At 51.5% G+C, this 16221-nt stretch carries 14 protein-coding genes; 12 read left to right on the top strand and 2 right to left on the bottom strand.

The features are described 5' to 3' along the window. Window positions 1-7: 7 nt before the first annotated feature. From PJI16_14195 to PJI16_14170, 6 genes are all read left to right on the top strand, one after another. Window positions 8-595 carry a MotA/TolQ/ExbB proton channel family protein gene (locus tag PJI16_14195; GenBank protein ID MDT3778712.1) on the top strand — a complete coding sequence of 196 codons (588 nt, stop codon included), beginning with the start codon at window positions 8-10 and terminating at the stop codon, window positions 593-595. Between the two features lie 109 nt (window positions 596-704). Continuing rightward, on the top strand, window positions 705-2177 hold the full coding sequence (locus PJI16_14190) for an amidohydrolase family protein (protein ID MDT3778711.1): 1473 nt from the start codon (window positions 705-707) through the stop codon (window positions 2175-2177). An 81-nt stretch (window positions 2178-2258) separates the two neighbouring features. After that, the gene (locus PJI16_14185; protein ID MDT3778710.1) at window positions 2259-2576 is read left to right on the top strand and encodes a hypothetical protein; all 318 of its coding nucleotides are present in this window, start codon (window positions 2259-2261) and stop codon (window positions 2574-2576) included. Window positions 2577-2684: 108 nt separating this feature from the next. Beyond that, on the top strand, window positions 2685-4904 hold the full coding sequence (locus tag PJI16_14180; protein ID MDT3778709.1) for a TonB-dependent receptor: 2220 nt from the start codon (window positions 2685-2687) through the stop codon (window positions 4902-4904). A gap of 176 nt (window positions 4905-5080) precedes the next feature. Continuing rightward, on the top strand, window positions 5081-5491 hold the full coding sequence (locus tag PJI16_14175) for a biopolymer transporter ExbD (protein ID MDT3778708.1): 411 nt from the start codon (window positions 5081-5083) through the stop codon (window positions 5489-5491). A gap of 612 nt (window positions 5492-6103) precedes the next feature. Next, on the top strand, window positions 6104-6310 hold the full coding sequence (locus PJI16_14170; GenBank protein ID MDT3778707.1) for a helix-turn-helix domain-containing protein: 207 nt from the start codon (window positions 6104-6106) through the stop codon (window positions 6308-6310). 81 nt (window positions 6311-6391) lie between these two features. Here the strand turns inward: PJI16_14170 and PJI16_14165 are convergent, their stop codons facing one another. Next, a complete protein-coding gene (locus tag PJI16_14165) occupies window positions 6392-6553 on the bottom strand; it encodes a hypothetical protein (GenBank protein ID MDT3778706.1) in 162 nt (53 codons plus the stop codon). A gap of 338 nt (window positions 6554-6891) precedes the next feature. Between PJI16_14165 and PJI16_14160 the strand changes: the two genes are divergently transcribed. The 3 genes from PJI16_14160 (at window position 6892) to PJI16_14150 (ending at window position 9813) form a co-directional block, all read left to right on the top strand. After that, on the top strand, window positions 6892-7638 hold the full coding sequence (locus tag PJI16_14160; GenBank protein MDT3778705.1) for a hypothetical protein: 747 nt from the start codon (window positions 6892-6894) through the stop codon (window positions 7636-7638). A 233-nt stretch (window positions 7639-7871) separates the two neighbouring features. Then, window positions 7872-8423, top strand: coding sequence for a cytochrome P460 family protein (locus PJI16_14155; GenBank protein ID MDT3778704.1), 552 nt, complete (start codon window positions 7872-7874; stop codon window positions 8421-8423). Between the two features lie 502 nt (window positions 8424-8925). Further along, complete coding sequence (locus PJI16_14150; protein MDT3778703.1) at window positions 8926-9813, top strand: vitamin K epoxide reductase family protein; 888 nt, start codon at window positions 8926-8928, stop codon at window positions 9811-9813. Window positions 9814-10185: 372 nt separating this feature from the next. Here the strand turns inward: PJI16_14150 and PJI16_14145 are convergent, their stop codons facing one another. Beyond that, window positions 10186-10842, bottom strand: coding sequence for a hypothetical protein (locus PJI16_14145; GenBank protein ID MDT3778702.1), 657 nt, complete (start codon window positions 10840-10842; stop codon window positions 10186-10188). Between the two features lie 979 nt (window positions 10843-11821). Here PJI16_14145 and PJI16_14140 point away from each other — a divergent pair. From PJI16_14140 to PJI16_14130, 3 genes are all read left to right on the top strand, one after another. Next, a complete protein-coding gene (locus PJI16_14140; protein MDT3778701.1) occupies window positions 11822-12190 on the top strand; it encodes a hypothetical protein in 369 nt (122 codons plus the stop codon). Between the two features lie 229 nt (window positions 12191-12419). Next, window positions 12420-14753 carry a TonB-dependent siderophore receptor gene (locus PJI16_14135; GenBank protein ID MDT3778700.1) on the top strand — a complete coding sequence of 778 codons (2334 nt, stop codon included), beginning with the start codon at window positions 12420-12422 and terminating at the stop codon, window positions 14751-14753. Further along, the gene (locus tag PJI16_14130; GenBank protein ID MDT3778699.1) at window positions 14743-15978 is read left to right on the top strand and encodes a PepSY-associated TM helix domain-containing protein; all 1236 of its coding nucleotides are present in this window, start codon (window positions 14743-14745) and stop codon (window positions 15976-15978) included. Before PJI16_14135 ends, PJI16_14130 begins: the two co-directional genes overlap by 11 nt. Window positions 15979-16221: the final 243 nt, after the last annotated feature.

Below are 16221 nucleotides of genomic sequence, written 5' to 3'. Positions count from 1 at the left end.
TAGAGGCATGATTCAATTACTGATGGGTGGCGGATGGATGATGATCCCCATCCTGGGCTGCTCATTATTAGCTCTGACCGTCAGCATCGAACGTGGATTCCAATTCCGATCGTTGCGCTTCAGCCGCCTGGCGGACCGGATGATCAAACTGGTTGAACAGGGAAAATGGACGGATGCGCTGGCATTAGCCGAACAACGCCAGAGCCCCACACTCCGCGTGCTTGCGGCAGGCATATTTCATCGAGACCAACAACCGGACAAAGCCATGGAAGCAGCTGGAATCGGCGAGCTGGCCCGATTAAAGCGGGGATTATCCGTTCTGGATACGATCATTACGTTGGGTCCCTTACTGGGACTGCTAGGAACCATTATTGGAATGATCGATTCCTTCGACATCATGTCCGAATCAGGACTAGGAAATCCCCACGCGGTCACAGGTGGTGTGGCTGAAGCACTCATTTGCACCGCTGCAGGAATTGGGGTTGCCGTCATCACGCTCATTCCCTACAACTTTTTCCTTTCCATGGTCGAACGGGAAACCGAGCGCATTGAACAATATGCCACCAAACTTCAGTCGTTCCTGGGACATTCCTAATTCCCACCTTCAGCTTACGAACGGCATGGACAACCCACAGCAACAAAGCAGAGAAATCGTAGCCAAACTCAGAAGGTTCATTCATTTAGCATGCTTGGAGCCTCCAGGCATGATTATTCAGGGCGAAAGAAAATGGATTCAGAGTCAACAGACACCATACACCCTGTTGTCTTTGACCATCCTGTTACTCATTAGTGGACTGGGATTGATGGGATGTAGCATTCCCACTCATTCCCCACCAACCACCAATATCGAATCTTTCGACAACCGGAAGACTGCCAAAACCTATGAATTTATCAATGGCCAATGGTTTGATGGACAAGGCTTCACCAGGGATACCTGGTATGCGGTCGATGGCTCACTTACCCGCCTCCGGCCCAAGGTTGTTGAACAGACCATTGACCTGAAAGGCGGGTTTGTCGTGCCACCGTTTGGCGAAGCCCACACCCACAACGTCGAAGGTGCCTGGAACATCGATCAGGTCATCAATCATTATGTCCGGGATGGTATTTTTTATGTAAAAAATACCACCGACATTCCCGAGTTTGTTGAGCAAATCGACGGAAAACTCAACACACCGGAGACCATTGATGCGATCTTTGCCCATGCCGGTCTGACCGGGAAACGCGGTCATCCCATTGCTCTATACGAAGACATACTTCGCACCCATCGTTATGAACCGGTCATTGGCAAACGTGAAAAAGGATGGTTCAACGGGCGAGCTTACTTTGCTCTTTCCTCTCTGAAGGATGTGGAAACCTACTGGCCGGCCATCATGGCGACCAAGCCGGATTTCATTAAGCTCTATCTTGCCGACTCGAAACATTTTGAACACGGCACCCGCTCCGCCACTCATGGGTTTCGGAGCGGCCTGAATCCGCAGCTTATCGAGCCGATTGTCACGCGTGCGCACCAGCAAAACCTGCGTGTTTCCGCACATATTGAAACAGTTGATGACTTTCGAACGGCCATCAAGAATCATGTGGATGAGATCGCCCATCTCCCAGGGTGGTTCCTTCCTTCGCCCGACCAAGAGTCAGCCGTGCGATTAACTCAAGAAGATGCCCAACTGGCGGCCACACACCGGACCGTGATTGCCACGACGACCGTCGCCGAGCACTTTCACCCGGCAGGACATCATACCAAGACGGACGCGAATCCCCACTCTCCTGCAAATTCCCAAGAGCACCAACCGCCACCCGTGAAAAATGTCCTTGAGGTCGCCAAGAGAATTCAGATGGAAAACCTCAAGTTACTGCATCAGGCCGGGGTCACCATTGCCATCGGAAGCGACCATGCGGAAACTTCCCTGGCGGAAGCACTTCACCTTCATCACATGGGAATTTTTGACAATCTGACCTTACTGAAAATGTGGAGTGAGACCACTCCTCAAACTATTTTTCCTTCAAGGAAAATTGGACGATTGGACGAGGGATATGAAGCCAGTTTTCTTGTTTTACAGGGCAATCCGCTTGAAGACTTCGAACAGGTTCAAAACATTATCCTTCGTATGAAGCAAGGGTCACCTCTGTCATGGAGCGAAACTCACCATACAGATGCCACAGCCAAACATGCGCATTAATCTTCGATCTACAATGGACAGGATTTTTAAACCACAAGCCATAAACCCTTCAACATGCCTGACAAGCCATCGAGCCCTCCCATGATGCCGCGCCGCCTTACACTCCCTTCAGTCATCTTCGCGGTGGCGTATCTCGCTCTGGCGAGCATAGCCACGTATTGCGTGGCATCTCATGAGATCCAACATTCTCCAATCAATCATCATTCCAAAAACACCACTTCCCATTCCTCAATTTGCTCATGGGCCTGTCAGGTCAGTTCGAAAGCGAACTCGGCCGACACGACCCACAACGCACTTCTTACCCACACCCTATTAATCGTCGGATTCGTTTTCTTTTTTTCCGTCATTCCTGCACAGGCAACGCTGAGTCGGTCTCTCGCTCGCGGCCCTCCGGTTTAATCAGGTTCCACGATTCCAACTTAATATTTTTTTGCAGCCATAAGGGCAGAACCCTGTTCAGCCTGACCTGAATCCCTTCATGCGCGCAGGAAAGGATACGTGAAATCCATGATCGACCTAAAGTACTTGAAAATCAAAAACATGCAACTAGCCTTGCAGTTTTGCGCGGCAATTAGCTTTCTCCTAATCGAGCCCTCTCTGGGTATAGCTGAAGAAATAATTGAAACACTTCCAACTGTGACAGTAGAAGCCAAACGAATCGAAAACATCGATGTAGTCAAGGAAGAACTCGCTCGCCGGCCCAGCAGCACCATCCTGATCGAGGAAAAAGAAATCGAGGAATCCCGTGCGTTCAATTTAACCGACGTCCTTCAATTCGCTCCAGGCGTGCGATTCCAATCCCGATTCGGTGCCGACGAAGGACAATTCCAAATCCGGGGGACTTCCCTCAGGAACAACTTTCATCATCGTGGTATTAATATTCTCATCAACGGGATCTATTTCGGCGATGCGGACGGATTCTCCGATTTTGAATCCATCGACTTGATGGCCTATGAGCGTATCGAGGTGTATAAAGGGTCCAACGCCCTCCGGTATGGAGCCAATACCCTGGGAGGAGCCATCAATTTTGTGCCCCGCACGGGCTACAACGCCTCCCTCTACCAAGCGCGTGGATTGGCTGGGAGTTTCGGACTCTATTCAGGACAGGTCTCCAGCGGCCAGGTCACCAAACCCTTTAAGGTCGGCACCATGGACACCACCGCCGATTACTATATCAGCGCTTCGGGCAATCATCAGGACGGCTTTCAGGATAACAGCCAGCAGGCACGCGGACGGTTAAATGCCAACTTCGGATTTCAGATCGGCGATCACCAGGAAGTGCGCGCCTATATCCTGGGAGCCGAGGTGTCAGAAGCACTCCCAGGGTCGATTACCCAAGCGCAATTGGATTCCGATCGAAGGCAGGCTAACACCTTGGGGGGAATCAATCCGTTTTCCTGCGGGCCAAACCAGGCCTGCAAATGGGGACGGTACTATAGTTATATCCGGGTCGGGGCCGCCTATCGCAATGAATTCGCATCCCACCAGTTTTTTGAGATTATCCCCTATTATTCCTACCAATACGTAGATCATCCTATTTTCCAAACGATCGTCCAGGATAACTATAATGTGGGAGGGGAAATTCGATACGTCAATTCACATCCCATTTTCGGACATGAGAACAAGTTCCTCATCGGCAATCAACCACGATACGGAGACACCAATCAACGGCGTTTTGTCAACAATTTGGGCAAACGCGGAATACAGACCCAAAACCTCACGTTGGAGACGACCAATCTCAGCACCTACCTGGAAGACCAATTCAACGTAACCGATGATTTCCTTGTCATTGCAGGCGGACGCTGGGAATACAGCATCCGGCAGGGCAGGAACCAACTCTACAGTCCCTTTACGGGAGATTTAAATACCAGCGATACCGGCGTACGTCATTTCAATGCTCTTATCCCAAAGATGGGGTTCGTGTACCAAACCACCGGGACCTCGCAAATTTACGGAAACGTCAGCCGTGGGTACGAACCCCCCATCAATGTCGAATTGACCTCATCGATCAACCCGGACGGCACGGTCCCCACCACCCCCTTCATCAACCTGGATGCGCAACGGGCCTGGCAGTTTGAAATTGGCACACGAGGCTCCACAGCGGATAACCGCTATACCTGGGACCTCACCTTCTATAACCTGGAAATGCAAAAGGAAATCCTGACGTTTAATATCAATAACCAACCGACCTATCAAAATGCCAAAGGGACGCGACACACAGGCATTGAAGCAGGAGGCAGTATGGTGGTAGCCAACGGATTGCTGGTTCAGGGCCCTAAAAACCAAAGCGACACGATCTCCGTTCGTACCGCCTATACCTGGTCCTTATTTAAATTCACCGATGATGTGTACGGCGGAGGAGACAATGGAACTCAAAAATTTTTGGTGGCCAAGGACGGCAACCGGGTTCCCGGGGCGCCCGAGCACCAGCTTGCCGGGGAGGTACGCTATGACCATCCGGCCGGATTTTTTATCGCCCCGAATTTCGAATGGGTCCTCGCCGGATATTACGTAAACAGCGAAAATACCGCCAAGAACTCGGCCTATTTCCTCGTCAATCTGAAGGCGGGCTATAATTACAGTAAGAACCTGTCCTTTTTCGCAGAAGGACGAAATCTGTCCGATCAAACTTATGCGGGTGCTGTCGTGGTCAATGACAGTCTGGGCCGATACTTCAATCCCGGTCAGGGGATCAGCGGGTTTGGTGGAATCGAATGGAAGTTTTAATGTGTTCGGGCCGGACACAATCGTTCAGGGAACGGAACATTGAGGTTGTCACACCTAGTTCGTTATTCTAGGTGTGACACCCAATGGCTTATCAACTGAAGACGGATATTTTAAAGATTTCCATTCACATTATCTGTTAACCTTTTCGCAACGACAAACCGGGCATTAAGATTTCCATGAGACTACCTGCCGCCACACAGAAAAAGGCCCGCATCGAGATCATTCCGATGATCGACACGATGTTCTTTCTCCTGGTGTTCTTTATGATCGCCACGCTGTCCATGACCATTCAACATGGGATGCCGGTCAATTTGCCGACGGCCGACTCCTCAACGGATAAAGTTCCTGAGCAAATCTCTCTCACGCTGACCCATGAAGGAATGCTGTACTACAATAAGGACCGCATTGGACTACCGGAACTGGAAGTCCGCCTGGCAACCCTTCGGCAAACCGACTCGGACCCTTCAGTCGTCATTAACGCCGATGAACAGGTTTCCCATGGCCAGGTCATAAAAGTGATGGACATCATTCGATTGGCCGGCATTTCCAACATGGCAATTGCCACAAAACCCAATTCGGAATCTTAATCCCCCGGAAACCATGAACCACACCCCAGCAACTCCATTCACCAATGTAGGGCCTCGATTGGCACATGCCCTTATCGGGCTACTCATTGGGTTACACGTCGTCCTCCTGGGTGCGGGAGCGTTCTGTGCTTCAAGATCCCTTGATCCCAACACCTCTCACCATTCCCACCCGGCCCAATCCCTCTCTCTTCTTTGCTCGTGGGCCTGTCATGTCGCCCAGATTGCCTCAGGTGCCAGTCCGATTGCTCAATGGTCGGCGCTGTTTTTTCCCATCATGTTCTGGCCCCTGACACCGGTATTCATCTTTTCCCGAACCTCGCCCTTACACAGATTCTCTCCTCGCGGCCCACCCGTTCGTTTTTTGGTTCATGGATAGACTCGGATTTTCAACGAATCCGTCCCTGAACCCACATCCCAAGCGCATCGTTTCGTCGTGAGCAGAATGGTCCAATGATCTCCATTCTCCATTGATTCGACGTATTGCGCTCAAGAAGTAACCATGTTGAAGCCCGGTTGGAACTATTTCGTTCCGGATCTTTCATAGTAGTGACCGGACACGAACACATGACTGTAATCGCATGACACAGCATACAGGCTGCGGAAGGAGAACCCATGAACAAACAACTTTTACGTGTCGGTGAAGCGGCTCAAACCTTGAATGTCAGCCGATGGACCATCTATCGGTGGGTCGAAGAAGATCGTCTGAAAGCGACGAAAATTGGAAAAGGCAGCTTACGAATATTTCGGGATTCCATCGATGCGCTGATTCAACAAAATCGCAAAAACCATTGGGATTTTGCCATCACGGAATGTCAATGAGCAACGAATAAACTGTTGCATCGATGAGCACCCGTCCGTAGACACCTTGCAAAGAAACAGCTAGCTTGACGGGGGAGATAATCAAAATTGCTGCAATTGCAATGGCCCAAGATGAGGAAGACCACTCTCACACAATCGTTTGCGGCTCTCATGCTCAGCATGTGCTTCCTGTGCGTGACTGGAGGCCTTGCCTATACGGCTCCACTCCACATCCACCACGGGCACCATGATCAGCAGACTCATGGGAACACCTGGTGTAGCTGGACGTGCCAAGCCGGGCAAGGCCTTCAGACGCTGTCAGCTGACATCCTCAGGTCATTTTCTCTATTGGGCATTCTTCCCCTCTTCAAACCTACAGCACCGGATCTCTTCCGACATCACCACAGTGCTTCTCGTGCCCCGCCTCACTTTTCCCTCTTCTAAGCTTCTCATTGGATCCCGTTGGTTTTTCTCACTCATGAAGATGAAAGACGTGGGTTCGCAGAAGAACTGAACCAAACCTCAGAGTCCGGAGCACTCACCGGCTCTCAAGCAGGTTTTCAATTTATTCCTTGATACCTACTCAATGGAGGCACTGTCTCATGTACAGTTATTCCTTTAAATGTTTCCGACCAACCAGCAGTTTCACCCTATTGATCGTCCTCTTTTTGTTCTTTCCAAGCCTGGGGTTTGGCCGTGAGCAAGCCATTCTTTCGTTTCAACTTGACCCACGCCCTTTCAGCCCTGCCCTCTGCCAAAGCAGCGGCCATGACCGATCCATCAGGATTCAGGTGGCAAAATATCATGATCTCATCATTCGCAAGGTTCCCGGACAATGGATACCTGCCGAATCTCGCGAAGCCAGAATCAAGCAGTATGTCCATTTCATCAAATTGCAGGATTTAACCGATGGAATCGTCACCCAAGGCGCGATTGCCTTTGATCGGAATTATGCCGTGATCTTTACGGCAGAGCACCCCGAAGGCATAGCGCGAAGCAAATTTATGGCCTCACTCCCTGCATCACAACAACAATTAGGAAACGCCGCCCTGAATACGTTTTTGCATCTCCGTCAGGTCCTCTACGCCGCAATCGATTCCTGCCGTTCGTATCCACCATTTGTCGTATACGGAACGGACGAAGAAATTGACCGGATTGAAGCGGCCAGGCGGATATTCGCCAAACGGGTCAATCAATTCAATAGTGACCCGACCGCCTTGTCTGCATTCACCTTTCACGAAACCGGGATGGCCGATGGATTTGTCGATCCCGATGCGGGAATGGGCACGAACGTCAGCTACCAGGCGATGAATCCATTAAATTTTCATGTGCCTTCGCAATATCCCTAACCCGAGAAGTTCTGGAAATGAGAGATCGATATAACACAGAGACCGTCTCGATCACCCACTCGGCTACAGATCCCAAACCATCCCGCTGTAGCAGAAGACAGTATCCATCTGTAGACGGACTGTTGGGTCCATCGTATGCTGGAGCCACTGTCTAGACGTTTCCAATTTTGGCTTTTCACGATCTGCCGGTTGCGTCAACCGAACGAGTGTTCGGCGAAGGAGGATTAAGAAACATGCAAAGAATGAGTATCGCGTTTCCGGCCTTGGTGGTTCTAGTCTGTTCTTTTTTCACCATGCCTCTTGCGGTTCAATCTGACGCCATGCCGAAAGACGGTGAGCTGGCATTTCCTTCAGACTATACATCCTTCCCCGTCTTTTTATCAGGGGTCCAAAAGCCCGATGCGGTCCGTGACCTGTACGTCAACCCGATTAGTGCCAGAAACCAACCAGGTCAAGCCTTCACCAACGGATCCATATTGGTGATGGCAATCTACAACGCCAAGAAAAATGTCAAAGGAACTTTGGAAAAAGGAGCAGACGGAAATTTGGTGAAAGCCGAATTGGCCAAGGTTTTTGTCATGCAAAAAGGAGCAGGATGGGGAAAAGGCGCTCCGGAGAATCTCAAAAACGGCGACTGGATTTACTCAGCGTTTAATGCCAATGGCGATCGCTTGGAGGTCGATTATACGACCTGCCGGGGGTGCCATTTACCCCTTGGTGAATCCAAAGATTTTGTGCACCGGTATGATGAATATTTTGAGAAACGAATGCATGCGACTCATTAACCAAAACAATGCATCCTTTCCTGGCTCCAGGAAAAACAGAACAGCGTAGAACATCCAGGGACGGACCGGCCTCCAACCTTGGACGAGTAGGGTGAAGGTGGATTGCACTCCTGCAGCCTCCTAGACCTTCACCCTGCTCCTATGCGCACCCCGCCTCTTCCCTCCTCAACACCGCTCATCAGGGGTCAAAAATATTCAGCCTAAGAGGTCCCTACTCCGGCATCCAATCACTCAGAACCAATGACCGAAAGACTATCACCCTATCCAATCCTGAAACATAACGGCAGACAAGGGCCCGACCCTATCCCTTTTTCAAGCAAGACCTTGAAGGACCAAAAGCCGTTTGAAATTTCGATCCCGTGCTCAGCAATTCATCTTTGGAGGCTACCCGCCTGACATGGCCTCATCAAAAGTCTCACCCACGGTCGGGAGTTTCTGATACATTGATTGTCGGGATTTCATTGGCAGGAATCCCATGATACACTCTTTCACGAGTCGCGCTATGGCAAAATCAAAAAGACAAAAACACTCAGTCGACACCGAAGCTCCAAGAAAGACATCGAACACTCCGGCTTCCCTGCACTCAGGTTCGAAAACCCTAATCGATCTTCTCCTCATCATCCTGGCCGGTGCCGGACTGATGTTAACCGCCTACCTGACCTATACGGCATCATTCGAGGTTCACCCGGCATTTTGCAGCGAGGGTTCGGGCTGTGACATTGTGCAGAGCAGCCGATGGGCTACATTTCTGGGAATTCCCATGGCCTTGTGGGGTTTCGTGACCTATATGGTAATCGCGGGGTTGGTGTGGTCCGGCCGCGGCCAGTCCGGTAGCGGATCGGCGTTGATTTACGTGGCCATGAGTGGATTCGCGGTTAGCGCCTACCTGACCATCGTCTCGGTCATGGAGATCGAAGCCACCTGTCCCTATTGCCTGACTTCATTTGCCATCATCACGACCATACTGGGTCTCGCTCTCATTCAACGTCCTCCCAATTGGACGAAGTCGTTGAAAGAGGCAGTCGTGGTTGGACTACTCATCGTTGGCGGGCTCCACCTGCACTATGGAGGTTGGTTTGACCCGGCGGCAGGCCCTGAAGATCCGCAACTGCAGGCACTCGCCATCCATCTCAATGACACCGGCGCCAAGTTTTATGGCGCCTATTGGTGCCCTCGTTGCCAGGAACAGAAAGCCACATTTCTCTCATCAGCTAAACGGCTCCCATATGTGGAATGCAGTTCGGGCGGAAGAGGAAGCGGTCTCACCGCCCCCTGCTTCAAGGCCGACATCAAAACATACCCAACCTGGATTATTGGAGAACGACGGTTAACCGGACTCAAGACCCCACAGGAATTGGCACGAGCCTCCGGATTCGATTGGCAGGAGTAAACGATCCGGCATTGTCTTCCCCTCCATCTCATTAGACCTCCGTTGCCGACCTTCCCTGTACCCCACATTCTCGACCCCGGATAGTGGAACTATTTACTCACGACACAGGATCATTATCTTCATCTTCAAACCCGTGTCCCACCCATCGGGGTGGCCCAGGTTGCGATTACCCGTGCTCACCGCCGAAACACGGAAATCGGGATTATCTTCGATCAGAATGGAATCGTCACGGAAATTCAAGAAAAAATACAATGGAGAGGGCCATCATCGCTTCTCCCGGCCACACCACCGCTCAAATCCACGATGAGGGAGAACACGCATGCGCGAATTCCCCCCTCGCTGAAGTCACCGATGAAATGCCAATGATGTTTCTCAGTCTCGATCGCGGGATCCGTGCTTACGCGATCCCCCTTCCTTGAAAAATTTTCTTCTATCATCGTCCTGATACCCATGGTGGTCTATGCCTCGGTGATCAAGAACACCTTTGGGGAATGTTTGCGGATCTTCCACACAGCCAAACCGGCTGCCTTGGGGATTTTGGGTTCCGGCCCCGCAGACCCACACTTCATCAAAAAATAGCGGCCCGGCTTGCGGGTCGCTGAGATCATTGATCTCCCCCCTGACTCTGAACCCATAGGCCCCGTCAATCGTGGGTTTGAACCAGGCATTGTACCGATTGTCGGCTCCGAAGGCCTGCTCGGGTTTGGCAAGTCGATCCTCCTGAATGATCGCAGAACCCATACTTTCTTCCTTTCGGAACTGAACCTGCGCTTCAATATCCACCACATCTCCGTTACTCACGCTGATAGGCTTCCCGTCTGATGTTCGGGTCACAAAAAAATCAAGGGCATTAACGGCATCCTCAAATGCCGGTTCGATCCTAAACCCGACGGCTAAGGTATAGGGCCCGACTTCCCTTGGCTCATGGGGATTGGCCATGGCGACCGATTGCATCAAGAACCCCACTGCCAACACGACACACATTCCTGAGCCCACCCGATACCATTGACCAACTTGCATGCACGGCATACCAGAATCCTCCTCTTTGGTGAATGTGAACATGGATGCGAAAATTTTCGAACAACCGGAAGAAATATATCCTGTGATGGAAGATCTCGCTACCAAACCACGCCTTCATTAACCAATCGTTGCAACATATTTTTTCACTTCATAATTTTTCGAATGCCAGGAAAAGATACCGACATGGTCTCAAGAAAGCTTGAGAAGGAGCATGATATGGAACCGCGGTTTTTCCTAACGGGTTCGTAAGGGAGAACTATCAAAATAACAATAGTTACATGAACATATTTTCCAGAATTATTCACGGATGTAGCACCGATCAGTAGAGATCGGTAGAACAATCTCACCGGATAGGATACATTTTCCCTTGACGCTGAGAGATCACTGCACTCTTCAAGCATCAATCGGAGCGGCGTGACTCATCCCTGACCCACCCCGCTCCCTGTCAGGGTGAAGGCATTGGGACTTGCAACCTCCTTGGCCTTCACCCTGTTTTTTTATTCTCACTTGTCCCGCTTTTCCAGAACAATTCATTGGCGGATCGGGGGAACCAAGGATTGACATAGGCCTGAGCCATTCCCATTTCCCGCTACATTCTGGATACAATTCGCTCGTAACACTGACGGAGGAGTTACCACACAACACAATCTCTTCACCAAAGAGCGGCCATGTAGATTCTGTATCATGCCAGCGCGACGAATCAGCTTCCTACGGGTCAGCCTGGGTCTGATGTGTAGATAAAACAATCTTGTTTCACCACGATAACTGTAGTATCGGTCAGTACACGTCGGTAGCCGGACCAGTATGGCTCTGATACAACCATGCTCCTGTACTCTATATCGAAATATTGAATTCATTATTTATCATGATGAAATGGATGAAATTGCACGACTTCCCTCTGCTGTTCTCAATGTACTGAGAATATGTCCTCTCACCCCGCATGATGACCAACACCCAACTAAGAACCCCCGCTCTTCCCTATAGGCCTGTGACTCGACAGCCTGGACAGTTCAGTCTATGGCTGATCTGTCTGCTGATCGGCATCCGGTTTGTGGCCGCCTTCGGGGCCTATATCTGCGTCGCGGATTGGGAGATCAGGACAATCCGCACCGTGCATATCCATGCGGCAGGCTCCCATAGCCATTGTCAGCATGGTCAATCCACTTTCAACCCATTCGTCGGATGGGCCTGTACGGTGTATCAGGACGATCAGATGCTTCTCCTGCCGGACAAGCCATACATGCCGGTGCAGGGGTCCGTTCTCGCGCCACTGGTCACTCAAGTTATTTCGCTGCCCGACAGTCCGTTGATTGCCGCGCATGGCCGCAGTCCTCCCTTCAGCGCACGCATCTCCTAATTACAAGCACCACACAACGTTTGATTAATCATGAGCTGCAGTCGGCCTGGTCCGTGTCGACGCGTGTGCCCTGGGACTGACATCTCGCGATGTGAGCAGGAAGGGGTCTCTCCTCACACTGTTTCCTCCCACCACGGGCATGCCGAGTCTCGCTCCCGGAACCGAACCGTCTGCATCACACAGTACTGACGTCCCTCCATCCAGGGTGCTCAGGTAGGAGCGTATTACTATGAGTTCAGCCGGATCCTCTCGGGTCACCACTCGAATGCCCACATGTTCCCGTTCCCTCACGAGGGTCGTATATATTGTCGCGACGCTCTTCTGCCTCACCGAGTTGACTGCCTGCATGGGACCGGCCAAGCCGGTGCCACCCACACAGAATCAAGCGGAACAGTCACTTCCATCAACCAAAACGGCCGAGGGACCCAAGCCACTTGATCCGGCTCCGGCTCCCGTCCCCGAACCACGCATCCCTCTTCTACCATTCCCCCCGATCGGCTCGGGCCAAGCGATGGGAGACCAGGACAAGGTAGAGGTGCCGGTGGTGGAAGCCAAACCGGTTCATGTCACGGCGCAACGCGAGTCCTATAACGTGGAGCGTGCGACGAGCGCGACCAAAACCGATACCTCGATCATGGAGACGCCCATTTCTATCCAAGTGATCCCGCAGGCCGTGCTTCAGGATCAACAGGCCATTCAGATCGAGGATGCCGTCAAAAATGTCAGTGGGGTATTTCCCGGATTTACGTTCGGTGGTTTTGGCGAAGAATTTATCATTCGCGGATTCAATACAAATTTCAACAACTATCGAGACGGGTTTCGATTATCGGCTGATCGACTCCCGCTGGCCAATATCGAACGCATCGAAGTTGTCAAAGGCGCCGCAGCAAATCTTTATGGCCGGATAGAACCCGGCGGCATGATTAATCTGGTCACCAAACGGCCTCAAGCCGAATCCATGTATTCGTTGAATCAGCAATTCGGCTCGTACAACGAATATCGAACCACCGCCGACGCCACCGGCCGACTGACGACCGATGGGACATTGCTCTATCGATTCAACCTGGAGTACCTGAATAAAGATTCCTTTCGCGATTACGGCTTTACCAAGCGGATCTTTGTCGCGCCTTCGCTGACCTGGAAAATGACTCCACGCACCCAATTGGATCTAGATTTTAATTATCTCAACCAAGATACCCGTGAAGATCACGGAATCGTGGCCGTGGGTAACCGCCCCGCCTCCATTCCCAGATCACGGTATCTTGGCGAACCGACGACCGATAAGAGCAACACCGGGTTCTACAACTCGACCGCCACGTTGACTCATGCCATTCACGAGAATTGGAAAGTCCGTGCCCGGTTTAACTACGCTCGCAGAGACGTCGTAGACCCGCAGACATCGGGAGGAAGCCTGGATGAGCAGACGGGTGAATTACAACGATTCTTTTATAAAGGCAATGCGACTGGAAATACCTATATGGGTACCGTCGATCTCACCGGACGATTTGATACAGCCGGCATCGAGCATAATGTATTGGTGGGATGGGATTATTACGGGGGGTTTACGGAAGTGAAGTCCACATCCCTGGCTGCCAACCCCATCAATATTTACAATCCACAATACGATCCGACAGATTTAGCCGGAGTCAAAAACAATTTTTTTATCGACCAACGGACACAATGGAACGGTCTGTATTTTCAGGACCAGATCACGCTGTTCGATAAACTCCATATTCTGGGTGGCGGGCGCTATGATTGGGCCACGCAAGAATTGGGATTGGCCTTCGGTGCCGATCAATCCGTTGCTGATGCGACATATAACATTAACAAAGCCACAAACAATCGGTTTAACCCTCGCGCGGGAATCGTTTATCAACCTTGGCAGTGGTTGTCGCTGTATGGCAATTATGTCCAGGCCCTGGGTAGTGCGAATCTGGCGTTCGATGCGTCGGGCAACATACTCGACCCGCAATATGCCGAACAGTATGAGGCGGGATTCAAAACAGCATTTTTCAACGATCGGTTGACCAGCACTGTGGCGTTTTACCATCTGACCAAGGAGAATCTGCCGGTCCAGGTACCCGGCCAACCGTTTTCCGAGGCTGTGGGAGAAGCGCGCAGTCAAGGGGTTGAAGTGGACATCGCCGGAAGAATTACCGAGGGGTTGAGTATCATCACCACCTATGCATACACCGATGCCGAGATCATGAAAGGGGACAACAAGGGGAACCGGCTCTGGAATGTGCCCAAGCATGCCGGGAGTGTCTGGCTTACATACAATATGCAGCAGGAGCCTCTGCGTGGATTAACAGTGGGTGGCGGCCTTTTTGCCCAGGGTAAGCGACAAGGAGACAATCAGAATAGTTATCAACTACCCAGCTTTGCCCGAGTCGACGCGTTAATGAAATACCAGATCCCGATTACGATGGCCCGGATGACCCTTCAGTTGAATGTCAATAATCTCCTAGATCAAAAGTATTACGGGGGAACCTTGGGGGATCGTTTTTCCATTAATGTCGGAGCCCCACGCACATTCATCGGGTCAATCAGAATTGCGTACTAAAGGAGAAGGCCGGGATCGAGACGCTCGAAACAGGCGCCGCACCTTCTGGCTCAAGATCCATAGATATCTCGGGTTGATTCCAGGAGCGGTCTTCGCGATCATCGGCTTAACCGGAAGTATACTGGCGTTTTGGCCAGAACTTGAGGTGTGGCTGCATCCTGATCTTTGGAAAGTCAACCCGCAAGAGGAACAGATCGAATTCCGTCCCTTGGACGAGATCGTAGCGGCAGCCAACACGGCGATTCCATCTGATGGCACCCCCTATGCGCTGGTGTTTCCACGAATGCCTGATACGGCATTCATGGTGAGCTACAGCCGCCCGGCACCTAATCCTGAACAATTGGAGTGGCATCAAGTCTTCATTGACCCACAGACGGCACAAATCAAAGGACAACATTTACGGCTTGATTTGGAGCGGCCATGGCGCGGAACGTTTTTTGATTTCGTCCTCCGTGTACATAGTACCCTCGCCCTGGGGGCGAGGGGTTCAACGGTCGTGGGAGTGCTGGCTCTCCTCTTGTTGGTTTCTCTCTTGTCCGGGCTGATCCTATGGTGGCCGTCTTTCGGTCAATTGAGCGGAGCCTTTACCATAAAACGCGGAGCCGGGCGTATCCGACGTGTCTACGATCTGCATAAAACACTCGGCCTTTATACGTCGGTGCTGTTGGTAGTAGCCCTCTCTTCCGGCCTCTATCTCGTGTTTCCCGACTTTGGAAGGAACCTGATCGGCATGTCCTCTGCCATCACGCTTGTCCCAGAAGACCTGGCGTCCAGACCTTTGCCTGGTGAACAACCCATCGGCTTTGATCGGGCAGCGGCCATCGCCAATGGATATTACGCCGATGGACGGTTTCAGTGGATCTTCTTTCCCCAGGGACAGGAAGGATTCTATCGAATCGTGAAAAAGGGGCCCCATGAGCGCACCGATATCCTCCCGGCTCGGGCACTCTGGATTGACCAATACAGGGGGCAGATTCTCCACACCTATGACCCCGAACAATTCACCGCAGGTGATACATTCGAGCGATGGCTCTTTCCTCTTCACAGTGGAGAAGCCTTCGGTCTTCCTGGCCGGATCGGCATTATGATCCTGGGGTTGGTACCCACGGTCCTCTTTGTTACCGGCCTGATGCGCTGGAAGCACAAACGGAAAAAGCGTGGCGCTCCTAACAGGCTTCGCACTTCCTCCACAAAGCAAAACTTCTATAGCCAAACAAGGATCTAAAGGCCCTTCTCATCCTCCACTCACCATTCGTTGTGCGTGAGGAATTTCCCAGCCCACGACTTTCCCTCTCTGGTGCGCCTCGCCTCCGTTTGGCCCAGCTACGAGGTGGAAGGATGAACCAATTTAACAAGGAGTAATGTATGTTCTGAGGCTCTCACGATGGGTTTTGCAGACCTTTCTAAACTTAGAAGGATGATGTTGTTTGAGGTGCGGAATTCACCACCGCCTTTTCGGACCAGGATC

Source organism: Nitrospira sp. MA-1 (assembly GCA_032139905.1).
Lineage (GTDB): Bacteria > Nitrospirota > Nitrospiria > Nitrospirales > UBA8639 > Nitrospira_E.
This window is presented reverse-complemented; position numbering and strand designations above follow the sequence as displayed.